We start from the raw sequence: 23,804 nt of genomic DNA, 5'->3' as shown, positions 1-23,804 counted from the left end.
GTAATTGATTTAAAAAATAGCAAGATTTTAAAAGCAATACAAGAGAGATGTTTTAAAGAATTTGGGTAATGTAACTAGGTTTAATAGATATATGCTTTTAAAACAAGGTTTTACAAATCCAAATTCACAAGATGAAGTTTTATATGATGATATTAAATCAATAACATAGATTGATATAAAGGTTTATATCAATCTAGATATAAATTTTAAATAAAATTTACCAAGAAGCTTTTTTATAAAGACTATATATTTTTTAAAAAAGTATTTTTAAACCAAAGTTTTTACTATGATAATAAAACCTATCATTTAAGAAATTAAACTTAAAAAATGAAAATTTGATTATCAAAATTCCTAGTGATTTTTCAAAGCTTTAGAAAATATTATAAAGTATGATAATAGCTCACATAGTATAATTAGTTTTATCTATGAAAAAGATATAATTTAGATGTAAAATAGATTGTCATATATAATATACAAAAAGCTATTTTTGAAAATATAAAAACTCTTTTTTAATATTTTGAATATAATTTGCCAAAAAAACACTCGGGAGTAAAAAATAAATGGTGGATTTAGCAGGACTCGAACCTGCGACCAACCGGTTATGAGCCGGTTGCTCTAACCAACTGAGCTATAAATCCGCCAGAAGTTAAAATAAAAATGTTATTATATCTTTATTTCCTTAATTTAAATTTAGAATTTTATTTTTACCGCTTTTTCTATTGCTAAATATCTAAAAGTTATTAAATTTTGTAAAATTCCAAAGAAAATCATAAAGGTAGCAAAAGAACTTCCACCATGACTAAAAAATGGCATAGGTATACCAACAACGGGGGCAAAACCTATGGTCATTGATATATTTACCGCCACATATATGAAAATAAATAAAGCAATGCAATTTGTTACCACTCTTGTAAAATAATCATCTTTGAGCTTATAATTTAAACTCAATAAGTGAAAAATGAGTAAGGTATAAAGCAATATGATTATAACCGCACCGATAAAACCAAATCTTTCAGATAAATATGCAAAGATAAAATCACTTGTAGAAATAGGTAAAAATTTAAAATGTGTTTGTGTGGCTTCATCTGCTTTTTTTCCGCTCAAACCACCGCTTCCTATTGCAATGATGGATTGTTTTACATGGTAACTTGGCTCTTCAGCTAAGAAATCATGAATTCTTTGTTTTTGATAAGGTTTTAAAAAATCACTATAAATAATAGGTGAAGCAATAGCTATAGCTAAAAAAATACTAAGCCAAATTTTATAATTTACTCCTATAATAAAAAGTGTTCCAAAGCCTACTATTAAAAGTACTAAAGCTGTTCCTAAATCAGGCTCTCCTGCTATAAGTAAAAATGGGAGTAAGATATAAAAACTTAGCTTTAAAAATTGTTTTAAACCATAGCCATTATGAGGTGGTGGGTTTTGATAAATCAAATAAGCTAGCATTAAAATAAAGGAGGGTTTGAAAATTTCAGAAGGCTGTATGGTAAAATGTGTAAAAGGTATTTCAAGCCATCTTCTAGCACCAAGTTTTTCAACACCAAAAATATCCACACTCAAAAGCAAAGCTATATTGATCCAATATAATACAGGTATAAGCCACATTAATCTTCTTAAAGGTAAAAAGAAAAAAAATGCAAATCCTGCAAAACCCACTAAAGTGTAGATAAATTGCTTTTCAGCTAAGCGTATATTTGCTTCATAAATTAAAAGAAAAGATATAGCTATGATAGGTAACACTAAAAGAGGTTGAACAAAATCAAAATGCGTTAGAATTCTTCTATCAAGTTTTATCAAAGCTAACCTTTTTTACAAAATATTGTGTAATTATATGCTAAAATTGCAAATTTTATCACAAGGAAATATAATATGCTAAAAATTTCATCACTTTGTGAAGAAAGATTGGATATTTTTTTATCAGATATACTTAAACAAAGTCGTTCGCAAGTTGCTAAACTAATCAAAGAAAATTGCATATATATTAATGAAAAATTAGAAAATAAAAGTTCTAAAAAAATAAAACAAAAAGATGAAATAAGTATTTTTTTACCCTTAGTAAAAGAAGCCAAAGAAAGCTACACGCCTGAGTTTGATATAGAAATTTTATATGAAGATGATGATGTTTTAGTTTTAAACAAAGCTCCTAATGTTGTCGTGCATGGTGCAAGTAGTGTTAAAGAAGCGACTTTGGTGGATTGGCTTTTGCATAAGGGCTATGCTTTATCAAATTTAAATGGAGAGCATAGAGCAGGACTTGTGCATAGACTTGATAAAGGCACAAGCGGAGCTATCATCATAGCTAAAAACAATCAAGCACATCAATTTTTAGCAAATCAGCTTTTAGATAAAAGTATGGGTAGATTTTACCTTGCTTTGAGTGAATTGCCTTTGAAAAATGATAAAATGAGTAATGAAAAAGCTATTATGCGTTGTCCTAACAATAGGCTTAAAAAAATTACTACAAATACTAAAAATCCTTTAGCAAAAAATGCAAAAACAGATTTTATAAATTTATTAAGTGCTAAAAACTGCTCTTTGATAGCTGCTAAGTTATACACAGGAAGAACTCATCAAATCAGGGTGCATTTAGCAGATTTTAATCGATATATTTTAGGAGATCAATTATACGGATATAAAGGAAAAATAAAGTATAATAGAGTAATGCTTCATGCGTATTTGATTTATTTTATTCATCCTAGGACTAAAGAGTTAATGTTTATAAAAGCTCCTATGTTTGATGATTTTTATCAAATTTTAAAAGAAAATTTTACACAAGGAGAGATAGATGAAAAAACTTCACTGGATTATCTTAAGTTCTGCTTTGGCTTTTAGTGCTTGTAGTACAACTATGAGTTCGCCTCAAATTGCTCAAGTAAATGATACTTTACCAAAAATTTCAAATATTAAAAGTATAAGTGATATTACAAGCATAGCTTTTGAATGGGAACCTTTGTATGATCAAAATATAGCAGGATATTATATTTATAGAGCAAATGCAGCTGGTGCACCTATGGAGCTTATAGCAAAAATCAAAAATAAATTTCAAACTCATTATACTGATACAAATTTAGAGCCAAATACAAGGTATTATTATTCTATGAAAACCTTTAACGAGCTTGGACAAGTTTCTCAAGATGGTGTAAGCATAGAAGCTTTTACAAATAGAGTGATTGATCCAGTGCCTTTTGTGCAAGCTATTGTGGGGTTGCCAAATCGTGTAAAAATAGTTTGGAGACCACACCCTGATTTAAGAGTAAATTCATACATCATTGAGCGTGCAAATATGAAAGATATGAAATTTAAAGAATTAACCAGGGTTAAAAATCGCTTAAGTGCTGAATATATAGATGATTCATTAAAACCTGATGAGAGTTTTCAATATAGAATCATAGCTTTAACTTATGATGGTATTAAAAGCACCCCAAGTAAGATAGTCGAATCAACCACCAAAGCGCTTCCTCCTATGGTAAGTAATTTACAAGCAAGTAAAGATGCGCCAAGAAAAATTATTTTAACTTGGGATAAAATTGACTATGCTGATTTTGCTTATTATAAAATTTATTCTAGTTCAACTACCTTTTTACCTTTTAGCGTGGTAGCTAAAACTTCTGAAAATGCTTATGAAGATGTAGTTAAAGGTGTGGCTGAAAAAAGATATTATAAAGTTAGTATGGTCGATAAAGATGGCTTGGAAAGTCCTATAGCAAATGAGCCTGTAGAAGGTATTACCTTAGGGGCACCATTAGCACCAAGTATTGTTTTGTGTGCTGTTGAAGATGATGGTATTAGAGTTGAATGGGTTGATAATGATGATAGAGCTAAAGAGTATATAGTTAAAAGAAGCGGCGGTGGAAGTAATGCTGTATTTAAAGAGATTAAATCTAAACAATTAAAAGATATCACAGCTGTTCCTGGAAAAGTGTATAGTTATGAAGTTATAGCTATTGATGCAAATGGTATAGAATCAAAAGCTTCTGATAAATTTACAGCGGTGAAATAATGCCAAATTTTAAGTGTAAAATTTTAAAAGAAATTCAACTTCCTTTTGAAAAAGATGGGGTTGAATTTTTATGGCTTGCTAAAGGTGAAAATGTAGACTTGCTTTTTACGCGCATAAAACAAGAAAACTTTTTTTTGCAGATTAAAAAAGATGAAAAAAAACAAGAATGGCTTATTAAAGGTGAAAAACATACTAAGCCTTCGCAAATTGGATATTTGCAAAAAGCTTTACTTGTGTTTAAAGAAAATTTCACTCAAGATGTAGTTTGTGAAGCTGTGGCATTAAAACATACAAGGTTAATCCAAAAAACACCTTTAATTGCTAATGATTTAAAAGAGTTGTTAGAGCAAATAAAAAGCAAAAAGCAAATTTATATTGAAATAGGTTTTGGAAGTGGTAGGCATTTACTTTATCAAGCAAGATCAAATCCTGATGTTTTGATAATTGGTATAGAAATTTACACCCCTGCGTTAGAGCAAGTAGCTAAACTTGCCTTAAGTGAAAACTTAAATAATGTTTTATTAATAGAAACCGATGCAAGATTATTATTAAGCGTACTTGAATCTAATCTAGTAGATAAAATCTTTTTGCATTTTCCTGTCCCTTGGGATAAAAAGCCTCACCGTAGAGTAGTGGGGTTAAATTTTGCAAATGAATGCGCTAGAGTTTTAAAAGAAAATGGACAATTTGAACTAAGAACAGATAGCTTTTTGTATTTTGATTTTACCTTAGAAACTTTTTTAACTTTTTCACATTTAAAAGCTTTAATCAAAAAAAATGAAAATTTAGAAATTTCAAGCAAATATGAAGATCGATGGAAAAGGCAAAATAAAGATATATATGATTTAATCATCAGTGGTTTTAGTAAGAGTGAAAGTTTAAGTAAGGATCAAAAATTTGCTATTGAAGATCTAAGATTAAGCACAGAAGAATTAGCTTGTATAAAAAAGAATTTTAAAAATGAAGTTTTTAAAGGTGAGGATTTTTTCTTACATTTTGAAAAAATATACATTAAAGATGATGGGCTTATCATCAAAATAGCTTTTGGCGCTTTTTACAAGCCTGAACATGTTTATATAGCTTTAAACACACAAAAAATAGAATTTATCTTTGAGCAACCCTTTAAAACTAAAGAAAATTTAAAAGCTATAGAAAAATTAAGAGAAATATTGTATTCTTATATCAAATAATAATTTATAAAATAAATAAGGAAAAAGCAGTGATGATAGAAGCTAAAAAGCTTTGTCTTGGTTATGATGAACTTGTTATAGAAAATGCTAGTTTTTCACTAAAAGATAATGATTTTGTTTTTATTACAGGAAAAAGTGGTAGTGGAAAATCAACTTTGTTAAAATCTTTCTATGGAGATTTGGAGCCAATAAGTGGAAGCTTAAAGGTTTGCAATAATGACTTAGTAGATATTTCTAATGCTGAGCTTTTGCAGCTTAGGCAAAAAATAGGAATTATTTTTCAAGATTATCGTTTAGTGCAAGAATTTAGTGTAGAAAAAAATGTAATGCTACCTTTGATGATTAAAGGTTATAGTAAGAATGTATGTAAAGAGCAAGCTGCAAAGCTTTTAAAGCATGTAAATTTAACTTTCAAAGCTGATAAAAAGCCAGCTCAGCTTTCAGGTGGAGAGCAACAACGCGTGGCTATGGCAAGAGCTTTGGCGCATAATCCAAAATTACTCTTATGTGATGAACCAACGGGAAATTTGGATGAGTATTCTTCAGATATTATATGGACTTTATTAAAATCAGCTAGAGAAATACTTGGAACTTGCGTAGTTGTTGTTACGCATAGAATTCCTACTAATTTAAGACTTGATTATCGTCGTTTTAATATAGAAAATGGGAGAATGAATGAAATCTTTTAAAAATCATCTTTCTTTGATATTTGCTTTAATGGTAATGATGTTTGCTTTTGAGTTTTTAATCATTACAAACAAAACTATAGAGCATTATGAAAAACTTTTAAATAAAGACTATAATATCATTTTAGTAGGAAAAACTCACTTAGATAAAAAAAGCATAGAAGATCAAGTAAGTCATTTTCAATCTTTAGAAATTTTAAATCCAAATGAAATGATAGATAGACTTAAGAATGATATATCGGCTAAAAATATAGAGGTTTTGAAAGCTACATTGCCAAAATTTTATACTTTAAAGCTTAATAAGCTTTTATCAGAAGATGAACTAAATGCTTTAAAAGATAAGCTTTTAAAAAATCCTAATATTGCTAAAGTAGAAACTTTTGCGAAAACACATACAAAAATTTATAAACTTTTGGTTTTGGTAAAATTTTTATTATGGTTTTTCTTGTTTATTATAATATTGCTTAGTTTTGTATTATTGCTTAAGCAAATGAAAATTTGGCTTTTTGAGCATACTCAAAGAGTGGAAATCATGTGCTTACTTGGGGCACCGTTTTGGTTTAGATCTTTTATGCTTTATAAGATAGTTTTTATTGATTGTTTTATAGCATTTTTGTTGCTTGTATTATTTTTTACCCAAGTTTATGATCTTGAATCCATTAAACTAGCTTTACAAAGTGTAGACATTAGCTTACCTAAAATAAGTATTTTTACACATTTGTTTTTGATTTTTTTAGCAATGCTTTGTGTTTGTTTTGCTTGTGTGAATTTTGTAATGTTTAAGGTTAGAAAATGAAAAAATGCTTTTTGCTTTTTTTGTTTTCTTTTTCTGTTTTATTTGCAAATGAAATTGCACAAAAACAAAAAGATATCAAAGAAAATGAACGTATAGTAAAGCAGTTATCTAAAAAGTTAGAAGATTTAGCTAGTGAAATTTTAGATAATGAGAAAAATTTAAAAAAAATCGCTTCAGAAATTAGCACTTTAACTTCAAAAACCTCTAAGCTTGAAAGCTCGGTAAAAACTCAAATAAAAGCACTAGAACAACTTAATGCGCAAAATAAAGATCTTTTGCAAAATAAAAATAAAATCGAAGGAAAGATAATCGATTTAATTGCTAAAGATTTTGCTTATGATTTGGCAATTCCTAAAAATTATATTGAAAGCGAAGATAGTATCATAGCTTTAGAATTAGTTGGGGTTTTGGATAAAATTTTCAAGGAGGAATTTTACCAAATTTCAAAAGATTATGAAGATATAAGCAAAAAAATAGAAGAAAAACAAACACAAATCACTACAATTAATAGCAATTTAAAAGTTTATAAAGATCAAATTGATGAGCTTAAAAATCTTAGAAAAAAACAAGAGCAAGAAATAGCTAAACAAAAAACTGATAAGGAAATTTATACTAGAAAACTTTCTAATTTACAAGCCCAACAACAAGAATTAAGGAAAACACTTAATAAATTAAAAATTATCAAAGAAAAAGAAGAAGAAAAATTAGCACAAAAAAAAGAAGATAAAAAGCCAAATTCAAACATAAAACAAGTGGGTTCAAGCTATCAAACAAGCAGTGTCAAGCGCTATAGTGGCCCTAAGACAATCGCCCCTTTAGAATCTTACACGGTAAAACAAAAATTTGGAAATTACATAGATCCTATTTATAATATTAAAATTTATAACGAAAATGTAGTTTTAAAAAGTGATAGTGCTAATGCTGCAGTAAGAAATGTCTTAGATGGTAAAGTGGTTTTTGCAAAAGCGACTCCAACTTTAAAACAAGTTGTGATTGTTGAAAATAAAGATGGTATACATACTATTTATGCACATTTAGATAAAATTGCACCTGGGGTTAAAGTGGGTAGAAATATTAAAAAAGGTTATATTATAGGCAGGGTTGAGAGTGATTTAACTTTTGAAGTAACACAAAAGAATTTTCATATTAATCCTTTAGAAATGATTAAATAAATTAGTTTTTTTTAATGCGAATTTTGATATAGTTTCAAATCAAAGGAGAAATTTAATGAACAATAAAAGAAAAAGAGTATTGGTTAAATTTTCTGGGGAAGCTTTGGCTGGAGAAAATGGGTTTGGTATAGAAAATTCTATTTTAAAATACATAGCTTCTGAAATAAAAAGCTTAATTAATGAAAATGTTGAAGTAGGTATAGTAATAGGCGGTGGAAATATCATTAGAGGGGTATCTGCTGCAAGAGATGGACTTATAAAAAGAACAAGTGGTGATCATATGGGTATGCTTGCTACTGTGATTAATTCTATAGCTATGCAAGAAGCATTAGAAAGTGCTGGACTTGATGTAAGGGTTCAAAGTGCTATTCAAATGGAAGCATTTTGTGAAACTTATATCATGAGAAGAGCACATAGACATTTAGAAAAGGGACGTATAGTTATTTTTGCTTGTGGTACAGGTAATCCTTATTTTACTACAGATACTGCTGCAACTTTAAGAGCGGTGGAAATTCAAGCAGATATGATTATTAAAGCGACTAAAGTAGATGGAATTTATGATAAAGACCCTAAAAAATATGATGATGCAATTATGCTAAATGAATTAAGCTATGAAAGAGCTTTACATGATAATATCAAAGTTATGGATGATACGGCAATAGCCTTAGCTAAAGATAATGCTTTACCTATTGTGGTATGTAATATGTTTAAAGAAGGAAATTTATTAAAAATCATTCAAGGCGATATGAGTTTATGCTCTATTGTTAAAAATCAAGATTAAAGGCAAAAAATGAGAGTAGAACAAATAGCTGCAAAAGCATTAAAAAAACTAAAAGATGATAGATACAAATTAGCTCTTGTAGTAGCTAAAAGAGCTGAAGAGCTTGCAAATGGTGCAGAACCTTTGGTAAATTTAGATAAAAATAAATACAAATACACCGACATTGCTTTACATGAAATAGCAGAAGATAAAATCGTTTTAGAGGGATTTATTGAAGCTAGTAAATGATGAGTTATTGTTAGATAAACTTGTTGATGATGTTAAAAATTGTAAGGATTTACAAAGAGCAAAAGAAATCCTTTTTATGGTATTCCCACAATCTGCTGTTTTAGAAAAAGCAGTAGATTTTTGTATTCAAAAACACGAAGGACAATTTCGAAAAAGTGGAGAACCATATGCAGTTCATCCTATATTAGTGGCTTCTTTTGTGGCGTTTTTAAGTCCTGTGCAGTCTATGATCATAGCTGCATTATTGCATGATGTGTTAGAAGATACAAATTGCAATGAAGAGGAATTAAATGCAAATTTTGGTGAAGAGGTAACCAAATTAGTTCAAGGTTTAACTAAAATAGTCAGTATTAGAGAAGATCATCTTACACGCTCTAATTCTAATGAAAAACTTGCAAAATCTGCTTTAACTTTTAGAAATATGCTTTTAGCTGGTGTTGAAGATGTGAGTGTGCTTGTAATAAAACTTTGCGATAGATTACACAATATGCTTACTTTAAATTTTTTAAGAGAAGATAAACAAAAAAGAATCAGCGAAGAAACCTTGGTGGTATATGCACCTATAGCTCACAGACTTGGAATTTCAAGTATAAAAAATTTACTTGAAGATTTAAGTTTTAAATTTTTACTACCTGATGAGTACGCACAAATTGATAATTATATAAATGCAAAAGATCAACAAATTCAACTTGGATTTAATGAATTTATTTCAAAGATAGAAATGTTGTTTTTAGAGAATGGTTTTAGACAAGGCAGTTTTGTTATACATAAAAGAATTAAACATAATTATTCTATTTATTTGAAAATGCAAAGAAAAGGTGTAGGGCTTGATGAAGTTTTAGACCTTTTGGGTGTAAGAATTTTGGTAGAAAAAGTTTATGATTGTTACTTGGCCTTAGGAATTTTACATACGCATTTTAATCCTTTAATCTCAAGATTTAAAGACTATATAGCCTTGCCAAAACAAAATGGTTATCAAACCTTACACACAACACTTTTTGATGCAAAAAATATCATAGAAGCTCAAATTCGCACCTTTGATATGCACAAGACTGCTGAATTTGGCGTGGCAGCACATTGGAAATACAAAGAAGGAAATATAACAACACCAAATTTAGATTGGCTTGCAGATATTTCCATGCACGGCAAAGAAGAAGGAAATAATATACAAGATTGTGATGCTATTGAGCTTTATGAATATGCAAAAGATAGTTTATATATAGAAGATATAGCGGTGTATTCCCCAAAAGGTGAGATTTTCACTTTGCCGCGTGGAGCCACGGCTTTAGACTTTGCGTATGAGGTTCATACTAAAGTAGGGCTTCATGCAAAAACTGCTTTTGTTAATCGTATGAGAGTACCACTTTTAACTGTGTTAAAAAATGGAGATATAGTTAGCATTGAAACTTCAGAGGAAGAATTTTTTAGATGTTCTTGGATAGATAGTGTTAAAACAGGAAAGGCTAGAGCTAGTATAAGAGATTTTTGTAAGCAAAAGAAAAAAGAATTAAATAATAAAATTGCTATAAATCTTTTATCTACAGTATTTAATAAAGATTCTAAGCTTATAGAAGAATGGCTTGAAAAAGAAAAATTTAACAAAAAGCTCAGACAAATTGCCTTGGATTTTAATTATTTTAAAGAGGTAATTATAGCTCTTAGAAAATATGTAGGGCAAAATCAAGCAGCTAAATTTGAGCAAAATGAGCAAAAATTTGAAAGTATAGTAATTGGTTCTAACTATAAAATAACCACGATTAATTTTGATTATTGTTGTAGACCTAAAAGAGGGGATGAAATCATTGCTTTTAGACACTCAACTGGAGCAACGATACACCATAAGCTTTGCGAGCAAGCAATGAAAATGATAGAAGATAATAAAGAAATGGTTTTTGTTTCTTGGAATGATAGCTCGATAAAAAGTTACAAAATCATCGTTTCTATAGAAAATAAAAAAGGTTCTTTAGCAGATTTTCTAACTACTTTAGCTAAAATGCAAATTAATGTTTTAAGTATTAATTCAGCCGATTCAGAGCCTGTGGTGGCAAATTATTTTGAAGTGCAGGTTGAATTACCTAATAATGTAGATGTTGAAAATGCAAAAGAAAGATTAAAAGCTAGATATAAAATTTTAGATTTTACATCTTTAAATGATGCGTATAATAATCACTAAAAAAAAGGTTTTGCAATGAATATTGAGGAAATTATTAAAGAAATTAAACGAGGAATAGCAGAAATTATTGATGAAGAAAGATTAGTTTCTTTAGTAAAAAATTACTATGAAAAAGGTGAAAATTTTTTTGTAAAGGCTGGTTTTGATCCTACGGCTGCTGATTTGCATTTGGGTCATACTGTAGTTTTAAGTAAGATGGCTTTGCTTCAAAAGCATGGAGCTATAGTGCAGTTTTTAATAGGTGATTTTACTGCTCAAATTGGAGATCCAACAGGAAAAAGTGTAACAAGAAAAAAACTTGATAAAGAAGAAGTGCTTAAAAATGCTAAAACTTATGAAGAGCAAGTTTTTAAGATTTTAGATCCAAATAAAACTCAAATTCATTTTAATTCTAAATGGCTAAATGAGCTTGGTGCTGCTGGTATAGTAGAACTTACTTCGACTTTTAGTGTTGCTAGAATGCTTGAAAGAGATGATTTTACCAAGCGTTTTAAAGAGCAAAGTCCTATATCAATTTGTGAGTTTTTATATCCACTTTTACAAGGTTATGATAGCGTTGCATTAAAAAGTGATATAGAAATGGGTGGAACGGATCAAAAGTTTAATCTTTTAATGGGTAGACAGCTTCAAAGAGTATATAATTGCCAAAAAGAACAAGCGGTGATGATGATGCCATTGCTTGAAGGCCTTGATGGCGTAAATAAAATGAGTAAAAGCTTAGGAAATTATATCGGTGTAACAGAAGATGCTAAAGATATGTATGCTAAGATTTTAAGTATAAGTGATGAGCTAATGTTTAGATATTATGAGCTTTTAAGTGAAAAAAGCTTAAATGAAATTTCACAAATAAAAGATGATATTAAAAATGGTTCATTACATCCTAAAAAAGCTAAGGAAAATTTAGCTTTAGAAATTACTGCACGTTTTCACTCAAGCGAATGTGCGCTAAAAGCTAAGGAAGAATTCGATAAAGTTCATAGTGCAAAAGAGCTTCCTAGTGATATGCCAAGTTTTGCCTTAGAAGGTAGTATTTGGCTTGCAAAAGCTATAGTAGAGTGTAAAATGGAAAGCTCTACTTCAGCTGCTAGAAGATTGATTAATTCAAATGCAGTAAGTGTTAATGGAGAAAAAGTTCAAGATGAACAATACCAACTAGAAAGCGGTGAATATATTTTACAAGTTGGAAAAAGAAAATTTGCAAAATTAAAGGTAATATGATGAGTTTTAAAGCTTTAAAAATTGGAAAGCATGAGATAAAATATCCTATTTTTCAAGGTGGTATGGGACTTGGTATAAGTTGGGACAAACTTGCTTCTGCGGTTTCTTTAAATGGTGGATTAGGGATTATTTCTTCAGTAGGAACTGGATATTATGAAAATAGAACACATATAGACAAAGAGTTTAATGCAAAACCTTATGGTAGTGATAATTTCTACTCAAAAGCAGGCTTAAAAGCCTTGATAGATAATGCTAGAAAGGTTTGTAAAGACGCACCTTTAGGTTGTAATATTTTATATGCAAGTAATAATTACGCGCAAATTGCACGCAATGCTTGTGAAGTTGGTTTTAATGTAATAGTTTCAGGAGCAGGGCTTCCTACAAATTTACCTGAATTTACACAAGATTATCCTGATGTTGCTTTGGTGCCTATTGTATCATCAGCTAAAGCTTTAAAAATTATCTGCAAAAGATGGCAAAGTAGATATAATCGCTTGCCTGATGCAGTTATAGTTGAAGGACCAAAAAGTGGTGGACATCAAGGTTTTACTTATGAGCAATGCTTAATGGATGAATATCAATTAGAAAATGTAGTACCACAAGTTGCACAAGAAATTAAAAACTGGGGAAATATACCATTAATCGCTGCAGGTGGAATTTGGGATAAGCAAGATATAGAAAAAATGATGTCTTTAGGGGCAAGTGGCGTTCAAATGGGAACTCGCTTTATAGGAACTTTTGAATGTGATGCGAGTGATGATTTTAAACAAGTATTGCTAGATTGTAAAAAAGAAGATATTGAGCTTTTAAAATCTCCAGTTGGCTATCCTGCAAGAGGGGTAAGAACTAACCTTTTAAATTTAGTAGATAAAAGAATGGGGCCAAAAATTTCTTGTGTGAGTAATTGTGTTGCACCATGCGGTAGAGGCAAGGAAGCTACTAAGGTGGGTTATTGTATAGCAGATAGATTATATGATGCTTGGAGTGGTAAAAAAGAAACAGGCTTATTTTTTACAGGGGCTAATGGATATAGACTAGATAAGCTTATTAGTGTAGAAGAGCTAATGAAAAAATTAGTTAATGGTGAAGATGCTTAGAATATTTTTTATTTTTTTATTATTTTATCTTAGTGTTTTTGCTAATGCAGAAGTTAAGAAATTTGATCAAAATTTTTTAACTTCTAATTCAGAAAAAAAACTACAATTGCACCAGCAATTAAAATCTTTGTATATACAAAGTGTGATTAATGATAATAATGAAGAAAAAAATGAGATTTTAAAAAGATTAATCATAAGTTCAAATTCTTTAGGTTTTAATGATAAAGCTTATGTGCAAGAGCTTAAAGAAAGCGGAGTAAGTGAAGAAGAAATTTCACGTTTAAAAAACGCTTTAAAAGTTATACAAGATCAAAAAATAAAAAAAGAACAAACAAAAATTGAAACTAATGTCACATCACCTATTAATAAAAAAGAAGATAAAAAAGAAGATAAAAAAGAAGATAAAAAAGAAGATAAAAAAGAAGATAAAAAAGAAGATAAAAAAGAAGATAAAAAAGAAGATAAAAAAGAAGATAAAAAAGAAGATAAAAAAGAAGATAAAAAAGAAGATAAAAAAGAAGATAAAAAAGAAGATAAAAAAGCTCCGGTGCAAAAAGAGCTTTTTGTGCTTGATGTTAAAAAATTAGATAATGGTATCTTGCTTGATTTGAGTGAAAAAATCAGCCAAAAAGACATTAAAAACTTTACTCTCAAAGGTGATAAGAATTTTCGTTATGTTGCAGATTTTGATGGAATTTTAAAAGGACCTAAGAAAAATTTTGAATTTAAAGATTTTGATATTATCGTGTCGCAATTTAACCCAACAAGTATGCGTTTGGTCTTAAGCTCAAAAAAAGAATTAAAGATCAAAATAGAGCTTAAAGATCAAAGTCTTTTTATGGGACTTGAAAAAATAGAAAAAAAAGAAGAACCCAAACCTGTAGTTAAAAAACAAGAAGAAATTAAAAAAACAGAAGTAAAAAAAGAAGTTGTTAAAAATGAACCTTTATATATTTTAAAATCAAGTAAAGATAAAAATGGTGTTAATTTAAAATTAAACAATGATATTGATATTGAAGATATTAAAATCAATTCTTTTAAAGATGGTAAAATATATCGTTCTATTGTAAGCTTTGAAGCTATTTTGGAAGGTGATAGAAAAAAAATCGATATTAACAAAAACCAATCCATTACAATAGTGCAGTTTGATAAAACTACGGTAAGAGTTGTTTTAAATTCTACTAGTGATTTTAAAACTAATCTTGATTTAGATGATGAGGAATTATTTATAGGTTTTGAAAAAAAGGTCAAAAAAACACCGACAAAAACTGCCTCAAAAACAACAAAAACTACCATTAAAAAATCAGGGAAAATCATAGTAATTGATCCAGGTCACGGAGGTAAAGATCCAGGTACTTTAGGTGATAAGGGTGTTAGAGAAAAAGATGTAGTTTTAAGTGTGGCTTTAAAACTTGGTAATGAGCTTAAAAAACGCGGATATAGAATTTATTATACTAGAAGTACAGATAAATTTATAAATTTAAGAGATAGAACTTCTATGGCTAATGAAAAAATGGCAGATTTGTTTATTTCTATCCATGCAAATGCAGCTCCAAATAAACAAAGAGCTAAAACTTTACAAGGTATTGAAACTTTCTTCTTATCGCCTGCAAGAAGCGAAAGAAGTAAAAAAGCTGCTGAGTTGGAAAATCAATCCGATTTTGAAGAGATGAATTATTTTTCCAAACAAACCTTTTTAAATTTTTTAAACCGTGAAAAAATAGTTGCTTCAAATAAATTAGCTATTGATGTGCAAAAAAAGATTTTAAGTAATGTAAGAAAAAAATATAAAGTTGTTGATGGTGGAGTTAGAGAAGCTCCTTTTTGGGTTTTAGTGGGTGCGCAAATGCCTGCTATATTGATTGAAACAGGTTATATTAGTCATCCTAGTGAAAGAAATAGATTAATAAATAAAAATTTTCAAGAATTATTAGCTATTGGTATTGCCAATGGCATAGAGAGTTATTTTTATAAAAATCAATGAAAAAAGCAAATATTATCATTAAAAACAATGCACCTTTTTCTTTAGATTTTGATGATTATTATTTTAATTCTAGTGATGGTTTAAGTGAGAGTGAATTTATCTATACTAGTGCTTTTGAATTTCAAATAAAACAAACTATCATTGCAGAGCTTGGTTTTGGTATAGGTTTAAATTTTTTCCTTACTTTAAAGCGTTTTATAAAGGAAAAAAAAGAAAATCAAAGATTATTTTATCTTAGTTTTGAAAATTTTTATATAGAAAAAGATAAATTAAGAGAAATTTATAAAAATCTTGGTTTTTATGAGGAATTTAAAGAGCTTTTAGAGCAGTTTTTAAAATTTTATCCCCCATGTAAAGATGGAGTTTATAGATTTTATTTTCAAGATTGTTTTTTAGACTTGGTATTTGGCGATGCTAAAGAAAAGTTACAAAATTTAGACTTTAAAGCCGATGTTTGGTATTTAGATGGTTTTGCTCCTGCTAAAAATCAAGAGATGTTTGATGAGGATATTATAAACAAAGTTGCTAAAAATTCAAAAATAAATGCTAAGATTTTAACCTTTTCTTCTGCAAGTATTTTAAAAAAAGCTTTAATTAATAATAATTTTCAAGTACAAAAAATCAAAGGTTTTAGAAAAAGAGAAATGATACAGGCTATTTTTAACGGTCTTGATTTTGAAGATAAATTTGCTTATTTTAACACTCCAAGTTTAAAAAAAGATATACAAAAAATAGCCATCATCGGAGCAGGTATAGCCGGAGCTAGTATAGCTTATGAGCTTTCTTTAAGAAATGTCCAAGTAGATGTTTTTGAAAAAGAAAATTCATTAGGCAAGGGTGCTTCTGGAAATATCAATGGAATTTTAAGCTCTTTGATTTTAAAACCTGATGTATTATTGGGTGAGTTTTCACAATATGCTTTTTTAGAGGCTAGTAGATTTTATAGGCAAATTTTAGGTTTAATTCCTCAAGGGGTTTATGAATTTGCTCATAATGAGCTTATGCAAGAGCGTTTTGATAGCCAAAAAGATAATGTTTTATTTGAAATTATTAACAATCAAGCTTTTTTAAAAGATGGAGCTTGCATAAAACCTCAAGAGCTTGTGAAAATGCTTTTACAAAAAAGCAAGGCTAGGGTGTTTTTTGAGTATGAATTTAAAGATTATTCTTATGAAAATGAAAAGTTTTCTTTGCAATTTAACAATCAAAAAATATTAAAAGATTATGATGTGCTAATTTATGCTCAAGGCGCTGATGTTAAGAATTTTTTAGAGTATAAATATATGAAATTAAGTAGTGTTAGAGGTCAATGCACTCATTTAAAACCATTTTTAAAAAATTCTCATGCTTTATCTTCAAAAGGCTATATTTGCCCTATCAATGAAGAATTAAATTTGCAACTTATTGGTGCAAGTTATGATAGGCTTAATCAAGACACAACGCTTTTAAAAAATGATGATTTGCAAAATATTGAAAATATAAAAGAATTTTTACAAGGTGAAAATTTAGAAATTATGGGTGGTAAAGTAGGATTTAGATCATATTCTAGTGATAGATTTGCCATAATAGGTCAAGCCTATGATGAAAATTTTTATATGCAAAATTATAAGGCGCTTTTATGGCATAAAAATAAAAGTCAAGTAGTGCCAAATGATTTCATTCCTTTATATTTTTCTATCGCTCATGGATCTAGGGCTTTTGCTAGTGCTATTATTGGAGCTAGAATGCTTAGTGCATTAATCTTTGATGAACCAAAAATAGAAAAAGATTTTTTATATGCTACTCATCCTACTAGATTTTTAATCAGAATGCTAAAAAAAGGAAAAATTTTATAACAAGTAGTTTTTTTGTTTGAAATGCTATTAGCTATATTGTAAAAATATAATGCTATTATAAATATAGAGTTAGCAATATTTCATGATAAATGTGGAATTTTGTATCTTTATAAAATAATACATTAGAGGTTGAGTGAAAAAATACATTTTTTTAAGCTGTATATGCATAAATGCATTTGCTTTAAATTTAGAAGAAAGCTTAGGTGAGGGTGAGGCTAATGTTAGCAAAGAGCAAAAAACAAATACAGTTTCTAAGCAAGTATTTTTTCAAAAACCACAAGAATATCAAGCCCAAAATGTTGATTTTGGATCCTTTGCTAGTAAATCTTTAGGGCAAGTTTTAAATTTAAGTTCTAAAGATAAAACAGAAGCAAGTTTAGACTACAATGCTTTGAGTGTTAATATAAAAAATATCAATTCGATATTAGATTATGATAATGCTACCTTACTTTTAGAAAAACAAGCAAGAATAGATCAAGCAGAGCAGGCATATTCTTTAGGACTTATTAATCGTTATGAATTTGATGAGTTTAATTTTGGTTTTAATTATTTTAATGATCAATATAAAGAAGCTTATACTAAGAATAGCTTTGGCGCTGAATTGCAGTTTAGTCATTATTTTAAAGCATATGCTAATCATTATAAGATCAAAGAAAACGATAGTGATGATAGTACAGAACTTGGAATTGTGTTTGACTTGCCATATTTGAATGTTTTAAATGTAAATTCTAATATAAAAGAATTACAAAACCAATATAACATTACTTATTCTCCAATTTCTATTTTAGATTTATCACTTAATTATCAAGATGAAAAAACTAACGCCAAAGATCAAACAGCAATGTGGGTAAGATTTAGACTAAATTATGAGCAAAGTTTAAGTAAACAATTTTACAATAGCTTTTACCGTAAAAACAATATAGGCGAATTTAACCGTTATGATTTTGCTACTAGGACTTATTAATTGTTCATAAAACGAGTAATATCATTATAAGTTACAAACACCATTAAACTTAAAAGTAAAGCCATGCCAAAATAACTAAGATATTCAAAACATACTTTTGGTACTTCTTTTTTAAAGATTAACTCATAAAGGTTAAAAAGTATATGTCCTCCATCTAGCGCTGGGATAGGAAGTAAATTTAATACTCCAAGGTTGATAGAAATTAAAGCTGTGATTAAAAATAAAACCACTATGCCGGTGTTTGCTGCTTTGGAGGTTATATCTACCATAGTGATGATTCCACCCATGTTTTTAGCGTCTAACTCCCCGCTGATGATTTTAGCAAGGCCTTTAAAAATAAGCAAAGAAGCCTCTATACTTTCTTCATAAGCGTATTTTAAACTACTAATTCCTGGATGATAAATAGTAACAAACTCACCCTTAGGTGCTATGCCAATTAGTGGTTTTTGAACTTTTTGATAAAACTCATTATAACCTTGATCAATTTGCGGGGTTAGGGTGAGGTTGATGAGTTTACCATCGCGTTCTATACTAAGTAAGGTTGGTTTTATATGTACAAGTTTGCCAATTTCTTCAAAGCTTTGAATTTTAACTCCATCTATAGCTAGGATTTTATCTCCAATTTGTAAATTTGCTTTTTGTGCAGCTGAATTTGGTGCTATATTGCCAATAATAGGTGCAAGTTTTTGCACACCTAAAAAACCTATGGCTATATAAAGCAAAAATGCTAAAAAGAAATTAAAAAATGGTCCTGCAAAAAGTATGTAAATTCTAGCTAGAGGACTTAGAGTGTTATAGCTATTTGGTTCGTAATTTTTTTCACTAGGATTTAAATCATCTTGTCCTTTAAGTTTAACATAACCACCAAAAGGTAGAGTAGATAAGCGATATTCTGTGTTTTTGTAGGTTTTTTTAAAAACAGCTTTTCCAAAGCCTATGCTAAAAATTTCTACATCGACTTTCATATGTTTTGCGGCTAAAAAATGTCCTAGCTCGTGAAAAAAAATTAAAAAAGATATAACCAAAAGTGTTATTAAAAAACTAAAAGAATAAAATTTAAAGCCAATAGCTAAGATAATAAATAAAAATAAATATGATTTCAAATTATACCTTTTTTAAATGTTTTATATAAGCTAGTATGTATTCAAAAGCCGAATAAAGTGTAAGTACTAAGGCAATAAATAATAATGTATTGGCAAAAGGCCATTGCATGATTAAAAATATAATGGCTATCATTTGAAAGGTTGTTTTTATTTTTCCTGCAAAAGAAGCACTTACATCAAATTTTTCACTCACCATAACCACTCGAAAACCGGTTATAAAAAATTCTCTTACTAAAATAATATAAATCATCCAAGGATCAGCTTTTTGGGTGAGTAATAATCCTAAAAAAGCAGCCAAAACAAGCATTTTATCCGCTAGTGGATCTATAATGGCTCCAAGTTTTGTAGTTTGATTCCAAGTTCTTGCAATATAACCATCAAAAAAATCAGTTAAGGCAGCTATACCAAAAACAACACAAGCAAAATAATTTACCCAACTAGGATGAATATTTTCAAAATCATTAATAAGCAAAAAAAACAAAAGTGGAGCTAATAATATCCTTATAAATGCTAAGATATTGGGTAAATTCATTGTTTATTAATCCTTGTGTTTAAAGAAAATACCCCAAAATGGGGTAATGAATCATTTAAAAGTGGTACCACCATCTACGATTAAGGTATGTCCTGTGATCCAATTTGCTTTATCAGAACATAAAAATAAACATGCTCCTGCTAAATCTTGAGGTTGTCCAATGCGGTTTAATGGACTAAGATTAATAGTTGCATTTTTAACTTCTTCATAATTTGTAAATGCCTTAAGCGCATCAGTGTCAATTGGTCCACCACTTACTACATTTACGCGGATGTTTTTAGAACCAAGTTCGGTTGCAGCATATCTTGCCATAGCTTCAACTGCTGCTTTTGCTGTACCGTGTCCTGCATAGTTTTCAATATGTACCAAATTTCCTGTTGAAGAAATAGATAATATACTACCTCCACCAACTTTTTCCATTCTTTTTGCTGCTTCTTGTGCTCCAACAACAAAAGCATTTACAGTTGCTGTGAAAATATTATTTATTCCACGAGGTTTTAATTTCATAAATTTAGTATATCCACCTACAACAGCACGACCTGAGATAATAGCATTAGAGATGAAAAAATCTATTCTGTCAAAATCTTGATCGATTTTTTCAAATAAGTCTTTATAAGTTTCTGGTTCAAGTATGTTAAACTCATAAGCCTTTGCTTTGATTTTATAGTTATTTTCTAAATCTTTTACAATTTCTTGAGCTAAATCTGCATTAGAATTATAAGTAAAAGCTACATTAGCTCCTGCTTTTGCAAACTCATATACAATAGCTTTACCAATCCCTCTTGTTCCACCGCTAATTACTAAAGTTTTATTTTGAAAAAAAGTATCCATTAAAATCCTTTTATATTATAGTTTTTCATAATCGCTTCTATTTTTGCTAAATTGCAATCACTAGGTTTACAAAGTGGCAAACGATATTCTAAAGTAGGAGTTAAACCTGCTATATACATTGCTGCTTTAATAGGTATAGGATTGCTTTCGCAAAATAAAATTTTATTGATATTATACAACTCATCATTAATTTTTTTAGCTTCAATATATTTTTCTTCTAAAGCTTGATGAGTTAATTTTGAAATCATATCAGGAAGTAAATTTGAAGTAACTGAAATCACACCTTTACCGCCATTTGAAAGTATAGGATAATTAATTGCATCTTCACCACTTAAAAGCATCATTCTAGGCTCATGTGCTAGCAAATCAACGCATTTATCAATGCTCCCACTAGCTTCTTTTACCCCATAAATATTTTCACAATCTCTAAATAATCTTATAATGGTTTCTGTTTGAAGTTCACAGCCTGTTCTTCCTGGCACGTTATATAAAAGTACAGGTATATCTATGCTTTTTGCTATTTCTTTATAATGCAAATACAAACCTTCTTGTGTGGGTTTGTTATAATATGGAGTAACGCTTAAAATTCCATCAGCTCCATGTTCTTGTGCAAACTTAGCCAAACTTACAGCCTCATGCGTAGCATTGCTTCCTGCTCCTGCTAAAACCTTACAAGAACTTCCCTTGCAAGCATCTAGTGCTATTTCTATACAAATTCTATGTTCTTCATGGGTTAAGGTGGCACTTTCTCCGGTTGTTCCAACAGGCACTACCGCATCAATCCCATTTGCTATTTGTCTTTTGATGAGTTTGTGGTAAGTTTGTTCATCTAATTTTCCATTTTTAAATGGAGTTATTAAAGCTGTCATTGCTCCTATGATGATTTTATTGTCCATTTTCACCCCTTTTTTAAGATTATTGTAGTAGATTTGTTTTCATTGAAGTATTTTTTAGCACAATGAATTAAATCATCTTTGCTTAGATTTTCTATATTTTTTTCATAATCAAGCAAAGGCTTTAAATCACCTTTTGCAAGATAAGAGCCATAAATATTTGCAACGCTACTTGCATTGCTTAGTGAAAAGATAAAATCACTTTTTACGGTATTTTTGATTTTTTCCATGATAGTATCATCAAATTTGGCATTTTTTACATCTTCAAGAATTTTTAAAAGCTCTTTTTCAACATCTTCTGCTTTTATACCTTCATTGCAAACGCAAATAAATATAAATAAATTCTCATCTATATTTTCACTTGCATAAGCATAAAATTCATTGATTAATTCTAATTTATCAATTAAAATTTCACTTATTAAAGAACTTTTTCCATTTCCCAAAAGTTCGCTTAATGCACAAAGTTTTGGCATATCTTCATGATTAAATGCAGGAATTTTATATGCAAGTGCTAGTAATTGTGTGTCGCTTTCTTTATGTAAGATCACGCGTTTAGCACCATCTTGTTCAGGTTCTTTTTCATGAACTATAGGGATTTCTTTGGTATTTTTTATATCTTGAAAATGTTTTTTAGCTAAAGTAAATACCTCATCTTCGTTAATATCGCCACTCACAAGCAAAATAGCATTTTTGGGTTGATAAAAAGTTTGATGAAAATCTTGTATATCTTCTATTTTCCAATTTTGTATATCTTTAAAAAAGCCTATCGGGGTCCAGTGATATGGATGGTGTAAAAAGGCATGGTTGTATAATCTAAAATACAAATATCCTAAAGGATTATTATCAGTTCTCCAACGCCTTTCTTCTAAAACTACATTTCTTTCAGGTTGAAACTCATCATCTTTTAAATTTAAATTACGCATTAATTCAGCAAAAAGCCATAAAGACTTATCTAAATTTTCACTAGAGCATTTTATAAAATAATGCGTATAGTCAAAGCCCGTGCTTGCATTATCCACTCCACCAAAACCTTTGACTATTTCATCAAATTCACCTGCTTTTAAATTTTTTGTACTTTTAAAATTTAGATGTTCAAGCATATGGGCTATACCACTTTTTCCCATTTTTTCATTTCTTGAGCCAACTTTATAAAAAATATCTACACTTATAACCCCGCTTTTTTTATTTACAGGTAAAGTATAAACTTCAAGTTTATTTTCAAGGGTAATTTTTTTATAATTAATCATTTAAAATTAACTCCTATAGCTTGACTAATATGATTAAAACCATCTTGTTTTAAAAGCTCAATTAAACCTTGATTGATATTTTTAACAATGCTTGGTCCTTTAAAAATCATAGCTGTATAAATTTGAACCAAACTAGCCCCGTTTTTAATGCGCTCATAAGCAAGTTCGGCACTATCTATGCCTCCACTTGCTATTAAAATAGTATCTTGATAAATTTCTTTAGCTACTTCTTTAAAAAATGTCGCACTTTTTTGGGTGATTAATCTACCACTAATTCCGCCAAAAGTTCTTGCATTGTCAATCAAAGAATAATCTATACTAGTATTTGCCATGATAATGCCATCAGCTTTTGCACTAACAGCACTTTTGCAAAGTGAAATTGCGCTATCTATATTCATATCTGGAGCAATTTTTAAAATCACAGGTTTATTCGTGATTTCTTTTGCTTGGTTAAATAAAGTACTTACAAATTCCTCGCTTTGCAAATCTCTTAAATTTTTGGTATTTGGAGAGGATATATTAACCACAAATAAATCACATAAATCTTTAAATTCTTTTAATAAAATAATATAATCATTAATAGCTTCTTCATTCGGAGTGATTTTATTTTTACCTATATTTGCCACTAAAGGTATGCTAAAAGGATAGATTTTTTTTACTTCTTTTGCAATGGCGTCTTTGCCTTTGTTGTTAAAGCCCATAGCATTTTGAATACTTTCTTGTTTAACAAGTCTAAAAAGTCTAGGTTTTTCATTACCATTTTGAGGTTTTGGAGTAAAAGTTCCATATTCTAAAAAACCAAAACCTAAAGCACTTAGCGGTCTTATCATAGTTGCATTTTTATCAAAGCCACCTGCTAAACCTACAGGATTATAAAAATTTAAATTAAAAATTTCTTGATTTAAAATTTCATCATTTATCACACAATCTTTTGCAAAAAAACCAAGTCCTCCAGGAAATATACAATCTAGTGTTCGCATACTAAATTCAGCTAAAGCATGAGCATTTTCTGGATCTAATTTATATATTAAAGGTTTTAAGCTTTCATAGGTCATATTTTTCCTTTTTTAC

The 23,804-nt window shown here is 29.1% G+C and carries 21 protein-coding genes and 1 tRNA gene; 14 read left to right on the top strand and 8 right to left on the bottom strand.

The window, feature by feature from the left end:
* Nucleotides 1-561: 561 nt before the first annotated feature.
* Nucleotides 562-638 (bottom strand) — tRNA-Ile (locus CAMP18497_RS05025).
* A 52-nt stretch (nucleotides 639-690) separates the two neighbouring features.
* Nucleotides 691-1,800 carry an FtsW/RodA/SpoVE family cell cycle protein gene (locus CAMP18497_RS05020; RefSeq protein WP_257904694.1) on the bottom strand — a complete coding sequence of 370 codons (1,110 nt, stop codon included), beginning with the start codon at nucleotides 1,798-1,800 and terminating at the stop codon, nucleotides 691-693.
* 72 nt (nucleotides 1,801-1,872) lie between these two features.
* On the opposite strand from CAMP18497_RS05020, the gene CAMP18497_RS05015 reads away from it, so the two are divergent.
* The 14 genes from CAMP18497_RS05015 to CAMP18497_RS04950 all read left to right on the top strand — a co-directional run bounded on the left by CAMP18497_RS05015 (nucleotide 1,873) and on the right by CAMP18497_RS04950 (nucleotide 18,127).
* Entirely contained in the window at nucleotides 1,873-2,835 is a 963-nt protein-coding gene (locus tag CAMP18497_RS05015; RefSeq protein ID WP_337212856.1) for an RluA family pseudouridine synthase, read from the top strand.
* Nucleotides 2,789-4,003, top strand: coding sequence for a fibronectin type III domain-containing protein (locus tag CAMP18497_RS05010; RefSeq protein ID WP_337212854.1), 1,215 nt, complete (start codon nucleotides 2,789-2,791; stop codon nucleotides 4,001-4,003). Before CAMP18497_RS05015 ends, CAMP18497_RS05010 begins: the two co-directional genes overlap by 47 nt.
* Nucleotides 4,003-5,193, top strand: coding sequence for a tRNA (guanosine(46)-N7)-methyltransferase TrmB (gene trmB, locus CAMP18497_RS05005; protein ID WP_337212852.1), 1,191 nt, complete (start codon nucleotides 4,003-4,005; stop codon nucleotides 5,191-5,193). The genes CAMP18497_RS05010 and trmB overlap by 1 nt, the downstream gene beginning before the upstream one ends.
* Nucleotides 5,194-5,225: 32 nt before the next feature.
* Nucleotides 5,226-5,882: a cell division ATP-binding protein FtsE gene (locus CAMP18497_RS05000; RefSeq protein ID WP_039642523.1), complete on the top strand. Its 657-nt coding sequence runs from the start codon at nucleotides 5,226-5,228 to the stop codon at nucleotides 5,880-5,882.
* Entirely contained in the window at nucleotides 5,869-6,675 is an 807-nt protein-coding gene (locus CAMP18497_RS04995) for an ABC transporter permease (protein WP_337212851.1), read from the top strand. The genes CAMP18497_RS05000 and CAMP18497_RS04995 overlap by 14 nt, the downstream gene beginning before the upstream one ends.
* Nucleotides 6,672-7,847: a murein hydrolase activator EnvC family protein gene (locus CAMP18497_RS04990; protein WP_039641203.1), complete on the top strand. Its 1,176-nt coding sequence runs from the start codon at nucleotides 6,672-6,674 to the stop codon at nucleotides 7,845-7,847. Before CAMP18497_RS04995 ends, CAMP18497_RS04990 begins: the two co-directional genes overlap by 4 nt.
* A 55-nt stretch (nucleotides 7,848-7,902) precedes the next feature.
* Nucleotides 7,903-8,628, top strand: coding sequence for a UMP kinase (pyrH, locus tag CAMP18497_RS04985; protein WP_039628219.1), 726 nt, complete (start codon nucleotides 7,903-7,905; stop codon nucleotides 8,626-8,628).
* Nucleotides 8,629-8,637: 9 nt separating this feature from the next.
* A complete protein-coding gene (locus CAMP18497_RS04980) occupies nucleotides 8,638-8,856 on the top strand; it encodes a DNA-directed RNA polymerase subunit omega (protein ID WP_039618002.1) in 219 nt (72 codons plus the stop codon).
* Nucleotides 8,840-11,029: a RelA/SpoT family protein gene (locus CAMP18497_RS04975; RefSeq protein WP_039618004.1), complete on the top strand. Its 2,190-nt coding sequence runs from the start codon at nucleotides 8,840-8,842 to the stop codon at nucleotides 11,027-11,029. Before CAMP18497_RS04980 ends, CAMP18497_RS04975 begins: the two co-directional genes overlap by 17 nt.
* 15 nt (nucleotides 11,030-11,044) lie before the next feature.
* Nucleotides 11,045-12,247 (top strand): tyrosine--tRNA ligase, encoded by a 1,203-nt coding sequence (gene tyrS, locus CAMP18497_RS04970; protein WP_337212847.1) that lies wholly within the window; start codon nucleotides 11,045-11,047, stop codon nucleotides 12,245-12,247.
* Nucleotides 12,247-13,344 (top strand): nitronate monooxygenase, encoded by a 1,098-nt coding sequence (locus CAMP18497_RS04965; RefSeq protein ID WP_263676874.1) that lies wholly within the window; start codon nucleotides 12,247-12,249, stop codon nucleotides 13,342-13,344. Before tyrS ends, CAMP18497_RS04965 begins: the two co-directional genes overlap by 1 nt.
* Nucleotides 13,337-15,328: an N-acetylmuramoyl-L-alanine amidase gene (locus CAMP18497_RS04960; protein ID WP_337212844.1), complete on the top strand. Its 1,992-nt coding sequence runs from the start codon at nucleotides 13,337-13,339 to the stop codon at nucleotides 15,326-15,328. The genes CAMP18497_RS04965 and CAMP18497_RS04960 overlap by 8 nt, the downstream gene beginning before the upstream one ends.
* Nucleotides 15,325-17,163, top strand: a complete 1,839-nt coding sequence (gene mnmC, locus CAMP18497_RS04955) for a bifunctional tRNA (5-methylaminomethyl-2-thiouridine)(34)-methyltransferase MnmD/FAD-dependent 5-carboxymethylaminomethyl-2-thiouridine(34) oxidoreductase MnmC (protein WP_337212842.1) — start codon at nucleotides 15,325-15,327, stop codon at nucleotides 17,161-17,163. Before CAMP18497_RS04960 ends, mnmC begins: the two co-directional genes overlap by 4 nt.
* A 133-nt stretch (nucleotides 17,164-17,296) precedes the next feature.
* Nucleotides 17,297-18,127 carry a hypothetical protein gene (locus CAMP18497_RS04950; protein WP_337212840.1) on the top strand — a complete coding sequence of 277 codons (831 nt, stop codon included), beginning with the start codon at nucleotides 17,297-17,299 and terminating at the stop codon, nucleotides 18,125-18,127.
* Here the strand turns inward: CAMP18497_RS04950 and rseP are convergent.
* The 6 genes from rseP to CAMP18497_RS04920 are packed head-to-tail and all read right to left on the bottom strand — an operon-like array spanning nucleotide 18,124 to nucleotide 23,788.
* On the bottom strand, nucleotides 18,124-19,230 hold the full coding sequence (rseP, locus tag CAMP18497_RS04945) for an RIP metalloprotease RseP (RefSeq protein WP_337212838.1): 1,107 nt from the start codon (nucleotides 19,228-19,230) through the stop codon (nucleotides 18,124-18,126). The two genes, CAMP18497_RS04950 and rseP, sit on opposite strands and share 4 nt — an antisense overlap.
* Before the next feature lies 1 nt (nucleotide 19,231).
* Nucleotides 19,232-19,762 (bottom strand): CDP-diacylglycerol--glycerol-3-phosphate 3-phosphatidyltransferase, encoded by a 531-nt coding sequence (gene pgsA, locus CAMP18497_RS04940; RefSeq protein WP_039618023.1) that lies wholly within the window; start codon nucleotides 19,760-19,762, stop codon nucleotides 19,232-19,234.
* 51 nt (nucleotides 19,763-19,813) lie between these two features.
* The gene (locus CAMP18497_RS04935) at nucleotides 19,814-20,593 is read right to left on the bottom strand and encodes an enoyl-ACP reductase (protein ID WP_039628226.1); all 780 of its coding nucleotides are present in this window, start codon (nucleotides 20,591-20,593) and stop codon (nucleotides 19,814-19,816) included.
* Nucleotides 20,593-21,489 (bottom strand): 4-hydroxy-tetrahydrodipicolinate synthase, encoded by an 897-nt coding sequence (dapA, locus tag CAMP18497_RS04930; RefSeq protein ID WP_337212835.1) that lies wholly within the window; start codon nucleotides 21,487-21,489, stop codon nucleotides 20,593-20,595. Before dapA ends, CAMP18497_RS04935 begins: the two co-directional genes overlap by 1 nt.
* Before the next feature lie 2 nt (nucleotides 21,490-21,491).
* Nucleotides 21,492-22,733, bottom strand: a complete 1,242-nt coding sequence (locus tag CAMP18497_RS04925; protein ID WP_337212833.1) for a M16 family metallopeptidase — start codon at nucleotides 22,731-22,733, stop codon at nucleotides 21,492-21,494.
* Entirely contained in the window at nucleotides 22,730-23,788 is a 1,059-nt protein-coding gene (locus CAMP18497_RS04920) for a quinone-dependent dihydroorotate dehydrogenase (RefSeq protein ID WP_337212831.1), read from the bottom strand. The genes CAMP18497_RS04925 and CAMP18497_RS04920 overlap by 4 nt, the downstream gene beginning before the upstream one ends.
* Nucleotides 23,789-23,804 lie beyond the last annotated feature (16 nt).

The organism is Campylobacter sp. W0066.1 (assembly GCF_024723635.1).
GTDB lineage: Bacteria > Campylobacterota > Campylobacteria > Campylobacterales > Campylobacteraceae > Campylobacter_D > Campylobacter_D lari_C.
The sequence above is the reverse complement of the archived record's forward strand: the minus strand, read 5'-3'. Positions and strand labels throughout refer to the sequence as shown.